This is a genomic window from Psychromarinibacter sp. S121 (assembly GCF_049801035.1).
In the GTDB taxonomy this organism is placed as follows: domain Bacteria; phylum Pseudomonadota; class Alphaproteobacteria; order Rhodobacterales; family Rhodobacteraceae; genus Psychromarinibacter.
The window spans coordinates 402,365-420,071 of record NZ_JBNAGE010000003.1; the positions used below are offsets into that span (position 1 = coordinate 402,365).

Annotated in this window: 22 protein-coding genes; 16 read left to right on the forward strand and 6 right to left on the reverse strand. The window is 65.0% G+C overall.

Translation table 11 applies throughout. The annotated features are described in order from the left end of the window. Positions 1-30 precede the first annotated feature (30 nt). From aroA to ACP156_RS15730, 13 genes are all read left to right on the forward strand, one after another. The gene (aroA, locus tag ACP156_RS15670; RefSeq protein WP_425052292.1) at positions 31-1,383 is read left to right on the forward strand and encodes a 3-phosphoshikimate 1-carboxyvinyltransferase; all 1,353 of its coding nucleotides are present in this window, start codon (positions 31-33) and stop codon (positions 1,381-1,383) included. Next, positions 1,380-1,778 (forward strand): hypothetical protein, encoded by a 399-nt coding sequence (locus ACP156_RS15675; protein WP_425052293.1) that lies wholly within the window; start codon positions 1,380-1,382, stop codon positions 1,776-1,778. The genes aroA and ACP156_RS15675 overlap by 4 nt, the downstream gene beginning before the upstream one ends. Then, complete coding sequence (locus tag ACP156_RS15680) at positions 1,778-2,188, forward strand: GFA family protein (protein ID WP_425052294.1); 411 nt, start codon at positions 1,778-1,780, stop codon at positions 2,186-2,188. Before ACP156_RS15675 ends, ACP156_RS15680 begins: the two co-directional genes overlap by 1 nt. Continuing rightward, complete coding sequence (locus ACP156_RS15685) at positions 2,178-2,804, forward strand: (d)CMP kinase (protein WP_425052295.1); 627 nt, start codon at positions 2,178-2,180, stop codon at positions 2,802-2,804. Before ACP156_RS15680 ends, ACP156_RS15685 begins: the two co-directional genes overlap by 11 nt. Continuing rightward, positions 2,804-3,796 carry an aldo/keto reductase gene (locus ACP156_RS15690; RefSeq protein WP_425052296.1) on the forward strand — a complete coding sequence of 331 codons (993 nt, stop codon included), beginning with the start codon at positions 2,804-2,806 and terminating at the stop codon, positions 3,794-3,796. The genes ACP156_RS15685 and ACP156_RS15690 overlap by 1 nt, the downstream gene beginning before the upstream one ends. Further along, positions 3,769-4,278: a GNAT family N-acetyltransferase gene (locus ACP156_RS15695; protein ID WP_425052297.1), complete on the forward strand. Its 510-nt coding sequence runs from the start codon at positions 3,769-3,771 to the stop codon at positions 4,276-4,278. Before ACP156_RS15690 ends, ACP156_RS15695 begins: the two co-directional genes overlap by 28 nt. A 211-nt stretch (positions 4,279-4,489) precedes the next feature. After that, positions 4,490-6,190 (forward strand): 30S ribosomal protein S1, encoded by a 1,701-nt coding sequence (gene rpsA, locus ACP156_RS15700; RefSeq protein ID WP_425052298.1) that lies wholly within the window; start codon positions 4,490-4,492, stop codon positions 6,188-6,190. Between the two features lie 180 nt (positions 6,191-6,370). Beyond that, positions 6,371-7,399: a nucleotidyltransferase family protein gene (locus tag ACP156_RS15705; RefSeq protein ID WP_425052849.1), complete on the forward strand. Its 1,029-nt coding sequence runs from the start codon at positions 6,371-6,373 to the stop codon at positions 7,397-7,399. 54 nt (positions 7,400-7,453) lie between these two features. Further along, complete coding sequence (locus tag ACP156_RS15710) at positions 7,454-7,591, forward strand: hypothetical protein (RefSeq protein WP_425052299.1); 138 nt, start codon at positions 7,454-7,456, stop codon at positions 7,589-7,591. A 77-nt stretch (positions 7,592-7,668) separates the two neighbouring features. Beyond that, the gene (gene ihfB, locus ACP156_RS15715) at positions 7,669-7,953 is read left to right on the forward strand and encodes an integration host factor subunit beta (protein WP_275632911.1); all 285 of its coding nucleotides are present in this window, start codon (positions 7,669-7,671) and stop codon (positions 7,951-7,953) included. A gap of 7 nt (positions 7,954-7,960) precedes the next feature. Beyond that, entirely contained in the window at positions 7,961-8,320 is a 360-nt protein-coding gene (locus ACP156_RS15720) for a lipopolysaccharide assembly protein LapA domain-containing protein (RefSeq protein WP_425052300.1), read from the forward strand. 13 nt (positions 8,321-8,333) lie between these two features. After that, positions 8,334-8,972, forward strand: a complete 639-nt coding sequence (locus tag ACP156_RS15725) for a phosphoribosylanthranilate isomerase (protein WP_425052301.1) — start codon at positions 8,334-8,336, stop codon at positions 8,970-8,972. Next, on the forward strand, positions 8,969-9,412 hold the full coding sequence (locus ACP156_RS15730) for an N-acetyltransferase family protein (protein ID WP_425052302.1): 444 nt from the start codon (positions 8,969-8,971) through the stop codon (positions 9,410-9,412). Before ACP156_RS15725 ends, ACP156_RS15730 begins: the two co-directional genes overlap by 4 nt. 39 nt (positions 9,413-9,451) lie before the next feature. Here ACP156_RS15730 and ACP156_RS15735 read toward each other — a convergent pair whose 3' ends face one another. After that, positions 9,452-11,095: a tannase/feruloyl esterase family alpha/beta hydrolase gene (locus ACP156_RS15735; RefSeq protein ID WP_425052303.1), complete on the reverse strand. Its 1,644-nt coding sequence runs from the start codon at positions 11,093-11,095 to the stop codon at positions 9,452-9,454. 157 nt (positions 11,096-11,252) lie between these two features. Here ACP156_RS15735 and trpB point away from each other — a divergent pair, with 157 nt between their 5' ends. From trpB to ACP156_RS15750, 3 genes are all read left to right on the forward strand, one after another. Further along, positions 11,253-12,476 (forward strand): tryptophan synthase subunit beta, encoded by a 1,224-nt coding sequence (gene trpB, locus ACP156_RS15740; protein ID WP_425052304.1) that lies wholly within the window; start codon positions 11,253-11,255, stop codon positions 12,474-12,476. A 545-nt stretch (positions 12,477-13,021) separates the two neighbouring features. Next, positions 13,022-13,501 (forward strand): hypothetical protein, encoded by a 480-nt coding sequence (locus ACP156_RS15745; RefSeq protein WP_425052305.1) that lies wholly within the window; start codon positions 13,022-13,024, stop codon positions 13,499-13,501. Positions 13,502-13,607: 106 nt separating this feature from the next. Continuing rightward, complete coding sequence (locus ACP156_RS15750) at positions 13,608-14,162, forward strand: helix-turn-helix transcriptional regulator (protein ID WP_425052306.1); 555 nt, start codon at positions 13,608-13,610, stop codon at positions 14,160-14,162. A gap of 6 nt (positions 14,163-14,168) precedes the next feature. Here the strand turns inward: ACP156_RS15750 and ACP156_RS15755 are convergent, their stop codons facing one another. From ACP156_RS15755 to ACP156_RS15775, 5 genes are all read right to left on the reverse strand, one after another. Then, entirely contained in the window at positions 14,169-14,489 is a 321-nt protein-coding gene (locus ACP156_RS15755; protein ID WP_425052307.1) for an antibiotic biosynthesis monooxygenase family protein, read from the reverse strand. A gap of 90 nt (positions 14,490-14,579) precedes the next feature. Next, the gene (locus tag ACP156_RS15760) at positions 14,580-14,957 is read right to left on the reverse strand and encodes a DUF2237 family protein (RefSeq protein ID WP_425052308.1); all 378 of its coding nucleotides are present in this window, start codon (positions 14,955-14,957) and stop codon (positions 14,580-14,582) included. Between the two features lie 52 nt (positions 14,958-15,009). After that, on the reverse strand, positions 15,010-16,041 hold the full coding sequence (locus ACP156_RS15765; RefSeq protein WP_425052309.1) for a DUF2332 domain-containing protein: 1,032 nt from the start codon (positions 16,039-16,041) through the stop codon (positions 15,010-15,012). Further along, a complete protein-coding gene (gene pth / locus ACP156_RS15770) occupies positions 16,038-16,733 on the reverse strand; it encodes an aminoacyl-tRNA hydrolase (protein WP_425052310.1) in 696 nt (231 codons plus the stop codon). The genes ACP156_RS15765 and pth overlap by 4 nt, the downstream gene beginning before the upstream one ends. Positions 16,734-16,962: 229 nt before the next feature. Further along, positions 16,963-17,601, reverse strand: a complete 639-nt coding sequence (locus ACP156_RS15775) for a 50S ribosomal protein L25/general stress protein Ctc (protein ID WP_425052311.1) — start codon at positions 17,599-17,601, stop codon at positions 16,963-16,965. Positions 17,602-17,707 lie beyond the last annotated feature (106 nt).

The following is a 17,707-nucleotide window of genomic DNA, read 5'->3' on the forward strand; positions in this document are numbered from 1 at the left end:
TCCGAAGGGCGGATAAACAAGAGGTTCCCGATGTCCGGCCACGGCCCCGCCACTCCGATGACCGCCCGAAAGTCCGGGCCGCTGAAAGGCACCGCTGACGTGCCGGGCGACAAGTCGATCAGCCACCGCTCGCTGATCCTCGGCGCGCTGACGGTGGGCGAGACGAAGATCTCGGGCCTGCTGGAAGGGCAGGACGTTCTGGACACCGCCAAGGCGATGCGCGCGTTCGGGGCCGACGTGATCGAACATGGCGGCGGCGACTGGACCGTTCACGGTGTAGGTGTCGGCGGCTTTTCCGAGCCCGAGGACGTGATCGACTGCGGCAACTCGGGCACCGGCGTCCGGTTGATCATGGGCACGATGGCGACGACGCCGATCACCGCGACCTTCACCGGGGACGCCAGCCTGCGGAAACGCCCGATGGGCCGGATCACCGACCCGCTGGCGCTGTTCGGCACGCAGGCCGTTGGCCGCGAAGGTGGCCGCCTGCCGATGACGTTGGTGGGCGCGGCCGATCCGGTGCCGGTGACCTACACGCTGCCCATGGCCTCGGCGCAGGTGAAGTCGGCCGTTCTGCTGGCGGGTCTGAACGCGCCCGGCCAGACCGTCGTGATCGAGAAAGAGCCGACCCGCGACCACACCGAGCGCATGCTTGCGGGCTTCGGTGCCGAGATCACGGTGGAAGACACCGACGAGGGCCGCGTGATCACCCTGACCGGCCGCCCCGAGTTGAAGCCCCAGACCATCGCCGTTCCGCGCGATCCGTCGTCGGCGGCCTTCCCGGTCTGTGCCGCGCTGATCGTGGAAGGCTCGGACGTGCTGGTGCCGAACATCGGCCTGAACCCGACCCGCGCGGGGCTGTACACCACGTTGAAAGAGATGGGCGCGGACCTGACCTTCGAGAACGAGCGCGAAGAGGGCGGCGAACCCGTCGCCGACCTGCGCGCCCGCTTCTCGCCGAACATGAAGGGCATCGAGGTGCCGCCGGAACGCGCCCCTTCGATGATCGACGAATACCCGATCCTGTCGGTCGTCGCAGCCTTCGCCGAGGGCCGGACCGTGATGAAGGGCGTCAAGGAACTGCGCGTGAAGGAAAGCGACCGGATCGACGCGATGGCGCGCGGGCTGGAAGCCTGCGGCGTTGCCATCGAAGAAGACGAGGACACGCTGATCGTCACCGGCATGGGCCCCGGCGGCGTCCCCGGCGGCGCGACCGCCGAGGCGCGGTTGGACCACCGCATCGCGATGTCCTTCCTGTGCTGCGGCATGGCGTCCGAGAAACCCGTCTCTGTGGATGACAGCGGACCCATCGCCACCTCGTTCCCGATCTTCGAGCCGCTGATGACGACCCTTGGTGCGCAACTGGTGCGGAGCAACCGTTGAGCCCCTGCGTCGGACACTGGCAGCTGATTTCGGAACTCAGCCACTACTCGGCCGGCGGGCCGCCGGAAAGCGGCGACTATATCATCGAACAGGACGGCGACCGACTGTCCTTCACCGTGCGCTGGGTCAAGGACGGGCAGGAGATGGAGACCTCTTTTGCCGCGCCCGCGGATGGCAGCGCGGTGCCTGCCGACTTTCCCGGTCTCGACAGCTTCTCGGTGACCGACGAGCCGGACGGCAGCCTGTCGAGCGAGGCCGTCGCAAGCGGGGTCGTTGTCTCGAAAGCTCTGCGCCGGGTGTCGGACGACGACCGGCTGATGTCCGTCCTGCAGGAAAACGCGGACGGGCAGGGCGGCTGGATCCGCATCTTTCAGGTCTACCGGCGGGCCGGGTGATGGTCGAGGGCAGCTGCCTGTGCGGCGATGTCCGCTATGCCGTGACCGGGCCGTTGCGTCCGGTGGTCGCCTGCCACTGTATCCAATGCCGCAAGACCTCTGGGCACTTCGTCGCCGCCACCTCCGCCCCGCGCGATACGGTCAAGGTGACTGGGCCCGTTGCGTGGTATCAGTCCTCGCCAGAGGCCCGGCGCGGCTTTTGCCCCCGCTGCGGGTCCAGCTTGTTCTGGGACGGGCCCGGCAGCCATATCTCGATCCACGCAGGCACGCTTGACGGCGAGACCGGGCTGGCGCTGGCGGGTCATATCTTCTGCGCCTTCAAGGGCGACTACTATCCGATCTCGGACCCGCTGCCGCAGGTGGCCGCGGACGATCCGGATCTTACGACACAGGTGACCGATGACCGATAGCCCCTTCACCGTGGCCATCGACGGCCCCGCCGCCGCCGGCAAAGGCACGATCTCGAAACAGGTGGCGGCGCATTTCGGGTTTGCGCATCTCGATACCGGCTTGTTGTACCGCGCCGTTGGCGCGCGGACGCTGACCGGCGAGGACGCGCTGCAGGCAGCCCTGGCGCTGACGCCGGACGACCTGCACCGCGACGGCCTGCGCACCCCGCAGGTGGCCGACGCCGCCAGTCAGGTCGCCGCGATGCCCGCCGTCCGAAAGGCGCTGGTCGCCTTCCAGAAGGAATTCGCCCGCCGTCCCGGCGGCGCGGTTCTGGACGGTCGCGACATCGGCACCGTCATTTGCCCAGAGGCCGATGCAAAGCTGTTCGTCACCGCCTCTGCCGAGGTCCGCGCCGCCCGTCGCCACAAGGAACTGGCCGGCAAGGGACTGACCGTTACCTATGACGAGGTTCTGGCCGACCAGTTGGCGCGCGACGCGCGGGATGCCGGTCGGGCGGATGCGCCGATGACGCAGGCCGCGGATGCGGTTCTGATCGACACGAGCGACATGACGATAGAACAGGCGGTGGCCCGCGCCATCGCCGAGATCGAACGCAGGATGACGGGAGACGCATGATGCAGAAACGCAAGCTGGGCACGACCGAGGTTTCGGCTCTGGGGATCGGGGCAATGTCCTTCGGTCCGTTCTACGGCCCCACCACGCAGGACGAGAGCTTCGGCGTGCTGGACGCGGCGGTCGAACTGGGCGTCACCCATATCGACACGTCCAACGTCTACGCAGGCGGCAAGTCGGAAGAGACCATCGGCGCCTACCTCGCCGCGAACCCGTCCGCAAAGGACCACTTCGTGATCGCCACCAAGGGCGGGATCACCAAGGACGCGGATGGCAACCGCTGCTATCGCAACGACCTCGCGCATCTGGAGGCCGAACTGGACGGCAGCCTGAAGCGGCTGGGTGTGGATTGCGTCGAGCTGTACTACATCCACCGCCGTCAGGCAGACATGCCGATCGAAGAGGCTGCCGAAGCCCTTCAGGCGCTGGTGGCAAAGGGCAAGTGCAAGTCCATCGGTTTTTCCGAGATCGCCCCGTCCAGCCTGCGTCGCGCCGCAGCCGCCGCGCCGATTGCGGCTGTGCAGTCGGAATACTCGCTGTCGACCCGCGCGCCGGAACTGGGTCTGTTGCAGGCGGCCAAGGACCTGGGCGCGGCGCTCGTGGCGTTCTCGCCGGTGGGCCGTGGCCTGCTGACGGACACACCTCCGTCGATGGAGAAGGTCGAGAGCATCGGCTTCCTCAAGGGGAACCCCCGCTTCCAGCCCGATACCCTTCCGGCGAACCTTGAATACACCGACGCGCTGCGCGCCTTCGCCGCCGAGATGGGAGAGCCGACCGCCGCCATCGCTATCGCGTGGACGCTGGCGCAGGGCGACAACATCATCCCGATCCCCGGAACCCGCACCGCAGAACACTTCCGCGAGCTGGTGCGCGGGACCGAGATCACGCTGGGCGAAAGCGAGCTGGCCGAGATCGAGAAGATTCTGCCCGTCGGCTGGTGCCACGGCGACCGCTACAACGCGGGGCAGTGGAACGGGCCAGAGCGGTATTGCTGATCCCGGACCGGACCGACATTCTCCTTGCGCCCGCCAAAGCCGAAGACGGGCCACGGCTGGCAGAGATCCGGGTGGATGCGATGCGGCCCAGTCTCGAAGCGCTGGACCGGTTCGATCCTGTCAGGGCGCGCGAGCGGTTTCTCGGATCGTTCGCCCCGCCCGACACACGGCTGATCGAGGTCGATGGCGACCTTGTCGGCTTCGTCGTGGTCAGGCGGCGCGAGGATCACCTGTACCTCGACCACCTGTACCTGCGTCCCAACATGCAGGGCGTCGGACGGGGCAAGGCGGTCGTGAAGGTCGTGCTGCAAGAGGCGCGCGACGCAGGGCTTCCGGTTCGCCTGATGGCGCTTCGCGGCAGCCGGGCGAACGCGTTCTACGAAAGCTGTGGCTTCCGCCTTACCGGCAGCGATAGCTGGGACAACCACTATGAATGGCGGACCGGGGCGGACCCGTCGGACCAGGGCGGCGCGACCGGCTGACCTTGCGGCAGTATCGTGCCCGGCAAATCGGCTCCGGGGCTTGCGTTTTCCCGGTCTCTTGGCTATATCGCCCCCCGTCGACAAGACGGGATCAACCGCAAGACATCGAGACGAGCAGGGTCGGGACCACCGGCCCTCTTTGTTTTACGGACCCGTTGACCAATGAAACCCCAAGACCGGCGGAGACAACCGCACGGCCCGCAAAACACCTATGAAGGAAAACAGACGCCACATGGCTCATAACGCATCCATGGAGGAATTCGAGGCCCTCCTTAATGAAAGCCTCGAAATCGACACCCCGAACGAAGGTTCGGTTGTCAAAGGCAAGGTCATCGCCATCGAAGCCGGCCAAGCCATCATCGACGTCGGCTACAAGATGGAAGGCCGTGTCGAACTCAAAGAATTCGCGAATCCCGGTGAAGCGCCCGACATCGCTGTCGGTGACGAAGTCGAAGTCTTCCTCGACCGCGTCGAGAACGCCCGTGGCGAAGCTGTCATCAGCCGTGACAAAGCGCGCCGCGAAGAAGCCTGGGATCGCCTCGAGAAGGCCTATGCCGACGATCAGCGCGTCGAAGGCGCGATCTTCGGCCGCGTCAAGGGCGGCTTCACCGTCGACCTCGGCGGCGCCGTTGCCTTCCTTCCCGGTTCGCAGGTCGATGTGCGCCCCGTGCGCGACGCCGGCCCGCTGATGGGTCTCAAGCAGCCGTTCCAGATCCTCAAGATGGACCGCCGCCGTGGCAACATCGTTGTCTCGCGCCGTGCCATCCTTGAAGAGTCCCGCGCCGAGCAGCGCGCCGAAGTCATCGGCAAGCTCAGCGAAGGCGACGCCGTGGACGGTGTGGTCAAGAACATCACCGAGTACGGCGCGTTCGTCGACCTTGGCGGTGTGGACGGCCTGCTGCACGTCACCGACATGGCCTGGCGCCGCGTCAACCACCCGTCCGAGATCCTGTCGATCGGCGAGACCGTCAAGGTCCAGGTCATCAAGATCAACAAGGAAACCCACCGTATCAGCCTCGGCATGAAGCAGCTGCAGGACGATCCGTGGGATTCCGTCGAAGCCAAGTTCCCGATCGAGTCGGTTCACACCGGCCGCGTCACGAACATCACCGACTACGGTGCGTTCGTGGAACTGGAGCCGGGCGTCGAAGGTCTGGTGCACGTTTCGGAAATGTCGTGGACCAAGAAGAACGTCCACCCGGGCAAGATCGTGTCGACCTCTCAGGAAGTCGAAGTCATGGTCCTGGAAATCGACACCGCGAAGCGCCGCGTTTCGCTGGGTCTCAAGCAGACCATGCGCAACCCGTGGGAAGTCTTCGAAGAGTCGCACCCGATGGGCACCGAGGTCGAGGGCGAGGTCAAGAACATCACCGAATTCGGTCTGTTCATCGGTCTCGACAACGACATCGACGGCATGGTTCACCTTTCGGACCTGTCGTGGGACCAGCGTGGCGAGGATGCGATCCAGAACTACCGCAAGGGCGACATGGTGAAAGCCGTCGTCACCGAGGTGGACACCGAGAAAGAGCGCATCTCGCTCTCGATCAAGGCTCTGGAAGGCGACCCGTTCGCGGAAGCCATGGACGGCGTCAAGCGTGGCTCGATCATCACCGTGGAAGTCACGGCGATCGAGGACGGCGGCATCGAAGTGGAATACGACGGCCTCAAGTCGTTCATCCGCCGCTCCGACCTGTCGCGTGACCGTGCCGAACAGCGCCCCGAGCGCTTCCAGGTTGGCGACAAGGTCGACGTCCGCGTCACCAACGTCGACGCGAAGACCCGCCGCCTTGGCCTGTCGATCAAGGCTCGCGAGATCGCCGAAGAGAAAGAAGCCGTCGAACAGTACGGTTCCTCTGACTCGGGTGCGTCGCTGGGCGACATCCTCGGCGCCGCTCTGAAGGGCGACGAGTAAGACATTTCCCGGCACGCGCCGGTGAAGCGAACCCCGCGCCGAAAGGCGCGGGGTTTTTTGTTGCAAACGATTGAAAGCTTGCCGCGCGTTTCTCTCAAATCTATACGCAACAAAAAAATTTTCGTTGCGTATGAGGTGAATGGGTGATACGCAACGGAAATTATTTTGTTGCGTATGGCTATGATGATCAAACAGCACTCCGCCGTGGGAACGGCCGCCTATCTCGACCTTCGCCTGCTTCTGCAGGACGAAGCCGTGTCGCAGATCCAAGGAACGCTGGAGCGCAAGGAAATGCGCGGGCGCGCCTATTGGTACGACAGGTACCGCATGGGTCAGAAGGTCGTTTCCCGGTACATTGGCGAAGACACCGAAGAACTCCGAGCCCGCCTGCAACGCGCAACAGAAATGAGGGAAGGACAGAAAGAGAGGGCACCCCAAAGGTCCCGTTTGGTACGGATCTTGCGGGCAGAAGGCTATGCCGGGCTAGACGCCACGACGGGATCGCTTCTTACTTCCTTCGCGCGAGCGGGCCTGTTCCGCCTTGGCGGTACCATCGTCGGCACCGTGGCTTTTCGTCTGTACGAAGGCGAGTTGGGTGTAAGGCTCGGCTTCGATGCGATGGCGCAGACGTTGGACATCGATATCGCCAGCTTCGAGCGCCTGTCGCTTGCCCTGGGGGACAAGGTCACGGAAAATTTGGGCGAAGCGCTGAAGGGTTTGTCTTTCGACCCGGTGCCAAGCCTTGATGGACGAAAGGTCTGGCGCTGGCGCGAGGCGCGGGGCGAGGCTATGGTCGAATTCCTCACACCCAGCTTCGACGCCGACGAAGGCTTGCGCGATCTGCCGGCGCTGGGGGTCAGCGCGCAGGCGTTGCATCACCTGAATTACCTGATCGCCGATCCGATTCCGGCCGTCGCGCTGTACCGGTCCGGCATTCTGGTGCAGATCCCGCGCCCCGAACGCTTTGCGATCCATAAGCTGATCGTCGCGGACCGGCGGCGCGACGGGACGGACAGCCTGAAGGCTCGCAAGGATCGCGCGCAGGCCGCCTTTCTGGTCGAGGCGCTGGCCGATGAGCGCCCCGACGAGCTTGCCGAGGCCTACGAGGACGCGCTGTCGCGTGGCCCCAAATGGAAGCAGCGGATCGAGGCGTCGCTGGCCCGGATGCCCGAGACGAAGGACCGGCTGAAGCAGGTGACCGCCGGCTGAAACCGCGCGCGTGGCGGCGCAGAGAATCGCCTGATCCGCGAATCATCTGTGCCTGTGCGTTATTCGGACTGCCCGGAATTCAGCGAAATCATTGGATTTTTCCTGCTGCGCCGCCGCATCGACGCGCGAATCCATGCCGAAAACAGCTTTTCTGTCGCGAAACTCGTGGCGCTGTTGTTTTGTGCCTTCTAGAGTTGGCCTATAGTCATACGATATCTAGAGCCGTGAAAACGCGGCCGATTTTTGAATGCGATGGGGGAATGCTGCCAATGATCCGCTCGGAATTGATCCAGAAGATCGCAGACGAAAATCCGCACCTGTTCCAGCGCGACGTCGAACGTATCGTCAACACCATCTTCGAAGAGGTGATTGAGGCGATGGCGCGCGGCGACCGCGTCGAACTGCGCGGTTTCGGGGCCTTTTCCGTCAAGAAGCGGGATGCCAGACTGGGACGGAACCCGCGCACCGGCGAATCCGTTGAGGTGGACGAGAAACATGTCCCCTTCTTCAAGACCGGCAAGCTGCTGCGCGACCGGCTGAACGGAAACGCCTGAGATCCTAATGCGCTATATCCGCTATCTTATTCTGGCCGTCATCGCGGTCTGCCTTATCACCGTTGCCCTTGCGAACCGCGAGATGGTGACGCTGAACGTCCTTCCCGAGCAGACCAGTTTGCTGCTGGGCTTTAACTCGTCGATCACGCTGCCACTGTTCCTTGTGATCCTGGGCGGTGTCGTTGTTGGCCTGCTGCTGGGCTTCGTCTGGGAATGGCTGCGCGAGCACAAGCATCGCGCCGAAGCCGCCCGCCAGCGCCGCGAGAAGGAAAAGCTCGCCCGCGAGGTGACGCGCATCCGGCACGAGAAGCCGGGCACGTCGGACGACGTGCTGGCGCTGCTTGAGGATGATCGCAAGGCGAGCTAGACCCTCGCGTGCCATGACCACCACACGCATCAAGTTCTGCGGCCTGTCCCGGCCCGAAGACATCGAGGCCGCCGCCAAGGCGGGGGCGGCCTATGTCGGCTTCGTGTTCTTCCCGAAATCGCCTCGGAACGTCTCGCTGGAAACCGCGGCGGCGCTGGCGGCAGAGGTTCCGGTCGGCATCTGCAAGGTCGCGCTGACGGTGAACGCCGACAACGATCTTCTGGACCGGATTACGGGCGCGGTGCCGCTCGATATGCTTCAACTGCACGGGCAGGAGACGCCCGAGCGTGTGGCCGAGGTAAAAGCGCACTACGGGCTGCCGGTGATGAAGGCGGTCGGGATCGCCACCGCTGACGATCTTCCCGCGCTGGACAAATATGCCGCCGTCGCCGACCAGATCCTGCTGGACGCAAAGCCGTCGCCGGATGACGACCGCCCCGGTGGCAACGGCGTCGCTTTCGACTGGACGCTGATCGCGGGGCGCCGCTGGCCGGTGCCGTGGATGCTGGCGGGCGGACTGACGCCCGAGAATGTCGCCGAGGCGGTTCGTCTGACCGGCGTGCGGCAGGTCGACCTGTCCTCAGGCATCGAAAGCGCGCCCGGCGTGAAGGACCCCGCGAAGATCGCGGCGCTTGCGAAGGCGCTGGCATGATCTGGCGCGAGGCCCGGCGCGAGGATGTCCCTGCGGTTGTCGCCTTGCTGGCCAACGATTTTCTGGGGCAGGGACGCGAACAGTCCGATATGGACGGCTATCTTGCCGCCTTTGACGCGATGGCCGAGGAAGGCGCGAACCACCTGATCGTGGGCGAGGAAGACGGCGCCGTAGTCGCGACCTACCAGATCACCTTCATCTCGGGCCTGTCGATCAGCGCCGCGCGGCGGGCGCAGGTGGAAGGCGTGCGGGTGTCCGATACGATGCGGGGACGCGGGCTGGGCCGGGCGATGTTCGACGACGCCGAGGCGCGGGCGCGTGCGGCTGGCTGCCGGTTGATGCAACTGACGATGAATGCCCAGCGGACCGAGTCCCGCAAGTTCTACGAGGCGCTGGGCTACGAGCCCAGCCACGTCGGGTTCAAGAAGCCTCTGGCGTAGAAACGCCCGCCCCCCGGGAAGGGACGGGCGTCAGTCGCGTTATTCGCAGGTAAAACTGCTCGCCGCCATCGGATCGTCTCCGGTGTACTGCGCGTGCTGCGGCCACGGGCACAGCGGACGGGTCGCACCGAGATTGCCACTATCGGCTTCCTCGTTGCTTTCACGGATCGTCGCCGTCACAGCCGCCGGGGCGGTTCCATCCTCGACCCATGCGATCAGCGCGCCCAGCATGTCGACCTCGTCCGGCGCGTTGCCGCCCTGTCCGTGCGGCATTCCGGGGATCGCGTAGAGCCGCACGAAGTCGTTGGCTGCTGCGTTGTTCTCCATCAGGCGGGCATACCAGTCGGCGGTGTCCTTGAACGAGAACACAGGATCCGACACGCCATGGAACACGATCAGCTTGCTGCCCGCGGTTTCCATGCCGTCCAGCGTCGGCTCGGCGGCCGAGGGCGGAGTCATCACCTCCATCGGGCTTTCGGGGAACGCCTCGGAGGTAGCCCAGATCTTCGCAGCGTCCGTGTCGAAGTCGAAGGCCATCAGGAAGGCTTCGAGGGATTCCGGGTCGCCCGCGACCTGCGTCGGCGGAGTGGTGAAGATCTGCGCCAGCGAGCCAGAGCCCATGACCGCGATCAGGGGCTTCTTCCCCCACGGCGGGATCGGGCTTTCCAGTTTCCAGAACCGCCAGTTCCCGGTCGCGATTCCGGTGTCCCAGACCCAGTCACTGTATAGCTGCTTGCCGGAACTATCCGTCGGCCCGGCGTGGATTTTCACCAGCGCCGCGACCTTGTCTTCCGGAAGGCACATGCTGTTCTGCCCCGCTTCGCAGGACATCGAGGCCGGGTCGAACGCTGCCTGACAACCTTCGACGTCGAAGATCACGCCGTCCTCCAGCCCGTCCAACCCGTCACAGGCGGCGGTGACCGCATCCGACACGGCGGCAAGCTCGTCCGCGGTGAAAGCGGTGGCAAGGCTGTCGCCCACCGCGCGGAAGGATTGCACGTCCCACGCATGCTGGACCGCGGCTTTCGGAAGGTTGAAGCCCGGATAGCCGGCCAGCAACCCGTCGAAGGCATCGGGCATCCGCTCTGCCGCAACCATCGCGTGGCGGCCGCCGTTGGACCGGCCATAACCGTACACGTGATCCGGCGCGCGGCCGTAGTAGCTTTCGACCAGTGCAAGCGCCACAGGGTGCAGCTTGGCCACGGCGGAATAGCCATAGTCGCGCCGGGCCTCGAAATCGAAGCCAAACATATTCGACCCGGCCAGCCCGGCGTCTGGGTTCGCTTCGCCGTCGTGACCCGCATCCGACGAGACCACGGCCATGCCCCGTGCCAGCGCAGGGTTGCCCATCGCGACGCCGGTGCCTTCGCCGGTTGCCGGGACCACCTTGCCGTCGTTGCCGCCGTTGAACTGATGCATGAACCGGCCCTGCCAGTCGTCCGGCATCCGCAGTTCAAAGCGCAGCGCATAGGGCTTTCCGTCCATCCCGGTCCGCTCGTCCATCACGCCGCGCAGCAGGCAGTGGGCGACGGGGATTTCGTCGGTCGCCTCGGTCTGCACGGCTTCGGTGATGGTCACGCCTTCGGGCGCGGCCTCTGTCATTGATGCGCAGTCGGCGGCCCATACCGCGGGCGCGAACGCGAACAGGGCCGTGCCTGCGCACAGCATGGTCTTGGTCTTCATGATCTTCCTCCCGGGGTCCTTCTCCCGTTCCGAGAGTGCCGCCAAGCCGCGCCGCGCGTCAATTGCCATCGTGTCGGAACCCCGAGACACGGCGCGCGGCTTTACCGCGTGGGGCTTTCGCATTAAACGCGGGTGAACCAGTTCAAGAGGGCGCACCATGGCCGAAGATCTTCCCAACTCGTACAAGACGGGCCCCGACGAGAATGGCCGTTTCGGCCTGTATGGCGGGCGGTTCGTGTCGGAAACGCTGATGCCGCTGATCCTCGATCTCGAGGCGGAATACGAGAAGGCGAAGACCGACAAAAGCTTTTGGGACGAGATGGACTTCCTGTGGAAGCACTATGTCGGCCGTCCGTCGCCGCTATACCACGCCGAGCGCCTGTCCGAGCGTCTGGGCGGCGCCAAGGTCTATTTCAAGCGCGACGAGTTGAACCACACCGGCGCGCACAAGATCAACAACGTGCTGGGCCAGATCATCCTTGCCCGCCGCATGGGCAAGACCCGCATCATCGCGGAAACCGGCGCCGGTCAGCACGGCGTGGCCACCGCGACGGTCTGCGCCAAGTTCGGCCTGAAATGCGTCGTCTACATGGGCGCGCACGACGTCGAGCGGCAAAAGCCCAACGTGTTCCGCATGAAGCTATTGGGCGCCGAGGTGGTGCCGGTAACCTCGGGGCGTGGCACGCTGAAGGACGCGATGAACGACGCCCTGCGCGATTGGGTGACCAACGTGCGCGACACGTTCTACTGCATCGGCACCGTTGCGGGGCCGCACCCGTATCCGGCGATGGTCCGCGATTTCCAGTCGATCATCGGCAAGGAAACCAAAGAGCAGATGATGGAGGCCGAGGGTCGTCTGCCCGACACCATCATCGCGGCCATTGGCGGCGGCTCGAACGCGATGGGCCTGTTCTACCCGTTCCTTGACGACAAAGAGGTCCGTATCATCGGCGTCGAGGCCGGTGGCAAGGGCGTGAACGAGAAGATGGAGCACTGCGCCTCGCTGACCGGCGGGCGTCCCGGCGTGCTGCACGGCAACCGCACCTACCTGCTGCAGGACGACGACGGCCAGATCCTTGAGGGCTTCTCGATCTCGGCGGGTCTCGACTATCCCGGCATCGGCCCCGAGCACTCGTGGCTGCATGACACGGGCCGCGCGGAATACGTGGCGATCACCGACAAGGAAGCGCTGGAGGCGTTCCAGCTGTCCTGCGAGACCGAGGGCATCATCCCCGCGCTCGAACCCAGCCACGCGCTGGCCCACGTGATGAAGATCGCACCGGAGCTTCCGAAGGATCACATCATCTGCATGAACATGTGCGGGCGGGGCGACAAGGACATCTTCGCCGTCGCTCAGCATCTGGGTCAGGATCTCGGCTGACCTGCGAATCGGCGCCGGGATCTCCGGCGCCGAATTGCCGTGCCGCCGCATTTTTGCGGGCGCGTGCGCACAGTCCTGAAGGCGTCTAGCGTTCGCGTCGCGCAACCGGCAGATGCGCTGCCGCGCGAGGGGAAAGCGACGCAACTCGCTGAACTCCCTTGTTTCTTAAGGTCATAAACCGGGGTTTATGCGCTCTGGCCGAAGGTTTATGGCGCTCTGCCGGGGCCCATGGCATCCGAATTGCATCTCGTGTGTGCCACCACCACGCAGCCGCCCCCCAAAGCGGCGATCGGGACAAAGGCCCTCGGTGCGGATCTGACCAATCCTGCATCGAGGGCGCCTTCGGACGCGTCTTCTGGCGGTCAGGGGGACCCATTCGCGGGCAGACACGAAAATACAGAGCGGCGCCGGGATCCCAAAGCCGGTAGACGTTCCAATAAGATGCGGCGGTCTTTGTCCCCAGCTGGGACCGCCGCATCAACAATCGGAAAGATCTAGAATCGTCCGAAGGCGGAGACATGCTCAGACAGGCACTCACGGTCGCAATGATCCTACTGATGACACCGGTATCGGTGCGCGCAGCGTCGCTTGACGAGCAGGTGGCCGAACAGCTGCGCATCTACGGCTATACCGATGTCGAGATCAGTCACACGTTGCTGGGCCGTTTGCGCGTCGTCGGTCACGACGGCGACAGAGAGCGCGAGATCATCGTCAATCCCCGGACCGGCGAGATCTTGCGCGACTATACAAGCGGTGGCGGCTCGGGGCCGGACGGGCCGCGTCTGTTCCCCGGGTTGGCGCCGCCGGGCGCGGTCAATGCACCGGACTGGCCCGACAGCCCCGATGTTCCGGACCGCCCGGACAGACCGGGGCGGCCCGAACCGCCAGACAGACCGGACGGCCCCGACCGTCCGGATTTCCCCGACCGTCCGGACACCCCTGACCGCCCGGACTGGGCCGAGGGACCGGACAGGCCAAACGGACCCGACAGGCCAGAGCGTCCCCCGGTGCCGCCAAACGATTGAACGCAGACCATTGGCCGCCGAGTTGGCGGATTTCGCTATTTCAGTATAGGTAAGGACTGTCCGGCGGGGGGCGGACAGGACGCGCAGAGACGGAACAGGCAGCCCCGTGAAACGTCGGACACTGGTAATCGGTATTCTGTTCGTGCAGGCGATCTGTGCGATTTTTTTCGTATCGGACATTGCGATGACCGTGATCGGCGTGCGCCTGAAACCGATCAGCTGGCAGACCCGCGAATTCCTTGAAATCGGCGCATCGCTCGGGCTGGTGCTGGGATTGGTGCTGGGCGCGATGGCGTTGCGCCAGTCCTTCCGCCGCGCCGACGCGCTGGAAGACCGGCTGCGCATCGCGTCGGGCGCGTTTCATGATCTGATCGAGGACCGTTTCGCGTCGTGGCAATTGACGACGGCGGAATACGACGTGGCGATGTTCCTGCTGAAGGGGCTGTCCATTCAGGAAATCGCGGCCATGCGCAAGACGTCGGAAGGCACGGTCAAGGCCCAGTCGAACGCGATCTATCGCAAGGCCGGGGTGTCCGGCCGCCCGCAGCTTCTAAGCCTGTTCATCGACGATCTGATGGGCGACGAACTACGGCCCGATTCCGAGAAGGCGACCGAAAAGCCTGCCGAGAAACCGGCAGAACGGCCCGGGCGGGCGGCCTGACGGGGCCTACGCCTCGTGCAGAACCGTCTCGAATCCCTCGAACTGCGGCGGTCCGGCCATCACGTCCTTGGTGCCGCTGTTCCCGGCATTGCGGTGCGCGTCGCGGAACTGCTCTGACTTGGTCCACGCCTCGAAGTCGTCACGGCTGTCCCAGACCACGTGGCTGGAATACAGCGTATAGCCTTCGCCCTCGGGGCCTTTCAGCAGCCGGAACTCGCGGAAGCCTTTCAGCTCTTTCAGCCGGCTCTCGCGGCTCTTCCAGATGGTTTCAAAGGTCTCTTCCTTGCCGGGCAGAATCCGGAAGCGGTTCATTGCGATAAAGCTCATGGCCTGTCTCTTGCTGGTTCGGGGATCGGGCTGGCTTCGCCGGGGCGCTCGCTGGCTTGCCCAACGGGGTCGCATGCCCGGCGCGCGGGGTCAATCCGCCGTCATCGCCCGTTCCTGAAGCACCGACAGCGGCACGATCTCTAGCGCGCGCATGTGGGTCGCCGACAGGTCGACCTCGGGCGAGCAGCCCTCGTCATGGGCCTGCAGGAACCGCGCCGCACAGATGCACCAGTGATCGCCGGGCTCGAGCCCCGCAAAGCCCAGCTCCGGACGCGGCGTCGACAGGTCGTTGCCTACGTATTTCGAGAAGGCAAGAAACTCGGCGGTCATAACGGCGCAGACCGTGTGGCTACCTGCATCCTCATTGCATGTGTCGCAGGATCCGTTCCGGAAGAACCCGGTCAGCGGGCGGTCCGAGCAGGTCTCGAGCGGCTCGCCGAGCACGTTGACTGAAGGGTCCATGTCCATGGGGCGTCTCCGGAATTTGTCGGTCACGATGTTAGTTGCTGCCGCGCGGCGATCAACCTTCGGGCGCCCAGCGCAGCCACCGCCCGTGGAAATCCACCCGTCCCAGCCGGACTGTTCTGTCGCCGGGCCATAGACGCAGCGTCATGCCGGCGCCGGGCGAGCCATCGTCGGCTTCCATCCCCAGCCACGCAATCGGGGCGTCGTCGGTGGCGTTCTCGCCGGCGGCCTCGATCAAGGCGCGGGCGCGGGCTTTGACCGCCTCGGGAAAATACTGCCACGCGATGGTGTGGTAGATCAGGTGCAACCGTCCCGGCCGCGGCTCGGCCAGCCGGGTTTCCAGCCAATCCGCCGCGTCGGCGGCGTCCACCACCGGCTTGGCCGCAGCCAGCGCCGCGCGGGTGCGCGTCAAACGGTTGGTCTGATCGGGCCAGACATAGGCGCACAGGCGTTGGCGATCCGTCTGCAAGCTTGGGTCCAGCGGCGTCAGGTCGGTGCCGCGCCGCTCGATAACCGTCGGAGCAGCCTTGGGGGGCAGGGGGCCGTCCCAGTCGGGCGCAAGGGTCAGCACCGGATCGGCAGGGCCAAGGCGGCCGCCGGGCAGGTCCAGCGCATAGCGGTCCCAGAACAGGTTAAGGCCGGCGCTGGCGCCAAGTTCCGACAGAACGATCGGCAGGCCGTACACATCGGTCAGCCAGTGACCGGCGGCGATAAGAACCGCGCTTCGTCCGGTTTCATTCGTCTGGGGTGGCCGGTCAAGCCACTGGCCCAGCCGTTCGGCGTGATCTTCTATCGCCGACCGCACGGCGGCCCACAGCGTGTCATCGTCGGCGTCGTGCGGGGGATAGCAGGCGGCAAGCTCGGGGGCTTCGCCCTCGATCACCAGCCCGTGCAGGCTGCCGACCAGCCGCAACGGCACCGAATGCCCGCGAGAGGAAATGTCGCCGTCCCATCCGAGCAGACGGTCGGCGATGGCGGCTCCGGGCTTTAGCCGATCCGCGATCAATCGCAAAAGGCGGGCGTTGAACGGAGAGCCCAGCTGTTCACACGAGACCGCCTGATCGCGCAGCGCCGCGCGCAGGTTCATTTGAACTTGTCCACGAGCTTCTGAAGCGGGCTGCGCGAATCGGGCGCGGCTTCGGGTTCAGGTTCGGGCGTGCTGGCAGGCTTCGGTGCAGGCTCCGGTTTCTTCTCGGACGTAGAGGACCGAGGAGGCGCGGTGCGCAGGGCGACGGCGTTCAGAAACTTGCCCGTCTGTCCCTCGGCCAGAACCTTCGCCCCGTCCGAAATCCCGCGCAGCAGGTCGTCGAGCCACTCCTGATCCGCCTTCGAGAAATCGTGCAGGACGTAGTGCGACACCGCATCTTTGTGGCCGGGGTGGCCGATGCCCATGCGCACACGATGATACTTGTCGCCGATCTGCGAATGGATCGACCGAAGCCCGTTGTGCCCCGCATGCCCGCCACCGGTCTTGAACCGGCACTTGCCGGGGGCAAGGTCCAGTTCGTCGTGGAAGACGATGATGTCCTCGATCCCGATCTTGTAGAACTGGGCAGCAGCGGACACCGAGTTGCCGGACAGGTTCATGTAGGTCTCGGGCTTCAGCAGCAGCACCTTCTCCATGCCCAGCCGCCCCTCGGACACCTGGCCCTGGAACTTGCCGCGCCACGGACCAAAGCCGTGATCCTCGGCAATGCGGTCGACCGCCATGAAACCGATGTTGTGACGGTTGCGGGCGTACTTGGCGCCCGGATTTCCCAGACCGACGAACAGACGCATGGGGCGGGGCTCCTTGCTGCAGTTGCGAAGGGTCTATCCGCGCCGCGCGACGCGTGCAATGGCGGGGCGTTCGGGGGCCATGCTGGGCGGCGGGAAGGGCGGCTTGCCGCTCTTTCAGAATTCCAACTATTTGCGATCATTTTTGCGAACGATCACGGACAGGCTGGTCTGAAACGAACAACGGAGCCCGAAGGCTCCGCTGCGAATGTCTTGTCGATGCGACCGGGGATTACTCCTCGGCGGTTGCCTCTGCGGCGTCCGCATCGCCCTCTTCCTCGTCGTCGCCACCGCCACGCAGGCCCGAAGGCGCGGTGATGTTGGCGATCACGAAGTCGCGGTCGATGGTCGGCTTCGCGCCTTCCGGCAGGGTGACTGCCGAGATGGTCACGGTGTCGCCGACGTTCAGCTTCGACACGTCCACGGTGATGTGGTCCGGAATGTCACCAGCGGTCACAACCAGTTCGACTTCCGGACGAACGACGGTCAGAACGCCGCCCTTCTTGATGCCGGGCGACTCTTCCTGGCCGACGAACTCGACCGGGATGTACAGGTTGATCTTCGTGGTGCGACGCAGGCGCATGAAGTCGACGTGGGTCGGAAGGTCCTTCACCACATCGCGCTGCACAGAGCGGCAGATCACGCGGACATCTTCGTGTCCCTCGACCTCCATGTTGAACAGCGTGGCAAGGAAGCGGCCGGCTTTCAGGCGCTTCAGCAGTTCATTGAAGGGAAGGTTGATCGGCAGCGGATCGACACCGCCCCCGTACACGATACCAGGTACCAGATTGTCACGGCGTGCTTGACGGGCGGCCCCCTTGCCTGTCCCCGAACGCTCCGTGGCTACAAGATCAGGAATCTCGCCAGCCATAATTCGTCTCCTAACTGAGTGTTATGGGCATCCTCCAAGGGTGTATGCCCGGTGAAGCGCCGCCTATAGTGCAGATCGGGACCCGAGGGAAGGGCAAATAGTGGCC

Excerpts from the sequence above, each read along its gene's own strand:
- pth (WP_425052310.1), bottom strand. The coding sequence starts at position 16,733 with ATGCGTCTGTTCGTCGGTCTGGGAAATCCGGGCGCCAAGTACGCCCGC.
- ihfB (WP_275632911.1), top strand. The coding sequence starts at position 7,669 with ATGATCCGCTCGGAATTGATCCAGAAGATCGCAGACGAAAATCCGCAC.
- trpB (WP_425052304.1), top strand. The coding sequence starts at position 11,253 with ATGGCCGAAGATCTTCCCAACTCGTACAAGACGGGCCCCGACGAGAAT.
- ACP156_RS15735 (WP_425052303.1), bottom strand. The coding sequence starts at position 11,095 with ATGAAGACCAAGACCATGCTGTGCGCAGGCACGGCCCTGTTCGCGTTC.
- ACP156_RS15765 (WP_425052309.1), bottom strand. The coding sequence starts at position 16,041 with ATGAACCTGCGCGCGGCGCTGCGCGATCAGGCGGTCTCGTGTGAACAG.
- ACP156_RS15725 (WP_425052301.1), top strand. The coding sequence starts at position 8,334 with ATGACCACCACACGCATCAAGTTCTGCGGCCTGTCCCGGCCCGAAGAC.
- ACP156_RS15755 (WP_425052307.1), bottom strand. The coding sequence starts at position 14,489 with ATGAGCTTTATCGCAATGAACCGCTTCCGGATTCTGCCCGGCAAGGAA.
- ACP156_RS15775 (WP_425052311.1), bottom strand. The coding sequence starts at position 17,601 with ATGGCTGGCGAGATTCCTGATCTTGTAGCCACGGAGCGTTCGGGGACA.
- ACP156_RS15745 (WP_425052305.1), top strand. The coding sequence starts at position 13,022 with ATGATCCTACTGATGACACCGGTATCGGTGCGCGCAGCGTCGCTTGAC.
- ACP156_RS15730 (WP_425052302.1), top strand. The coding sequence starts at position 8,969 with ATGATCTGGCGCGAGGCCCGGCGCGAGGATGTCCCTGCGGTTGTCGCC.
- ACP156_RS15690 (WP_425052296.1), top strand. The coding sequence starts at position 2,804 with ATGCAGAAACGCAAGCTGGGCACGACCGAGGTTTCGGCTCTGGGGATC.
- ACP156_RS15685 (WP_425052295.1), top strand. The coding sequence starts at position 2,178 with ATGACCGATAGCCCCTTCACCGTGGCCATCGACGGCCCCGCCGCCGCC.
- ACP156_RS15705 (WP_425052849.1), top strand. The coding sequence starts at position 6,371 with ATGATGATCAAACAGCACTCCGCCGTGGGAACGGCCGCCTATCTCGAC.
- rpsA (WP_425052298.1), top strand. The coding sequence starts at position 4,490 with ATGAAGGAAAACAGACGCCACATGGCTCATAACGCATCCATGGAGGAA.
- ACP156_RS15720 (WP_425052300.1), top strand. The coding sequence starts at position 7,961 with ATGCGCTATATCCGCTATCTTATTCTGGCCGTCATCGCGGTCTGCCTT.
- aroA (WP_425052292.1), top strand. The coding sequence starts at position 31 with ATGTCCGGCCACGGCCCCGCCACTCCGATGACCGCCCGAAAGTCCGGG.
- ACP156_RS15760 (WP_425052308.1), bottom strand. The coding sequence starts at position 14,957 with ATGGACATGGACCCTTCAGTCAACGTGCTCGGCGAGCCGCTCGAGACC.
- ACP156_RS15680 (WP_425052294.1), top strand. The coding sequence starts at position 1,778 with ATGGTCGAGGGCAGCTGCCTGTGCGGCGATGTCCGCTATGCCGTGACC.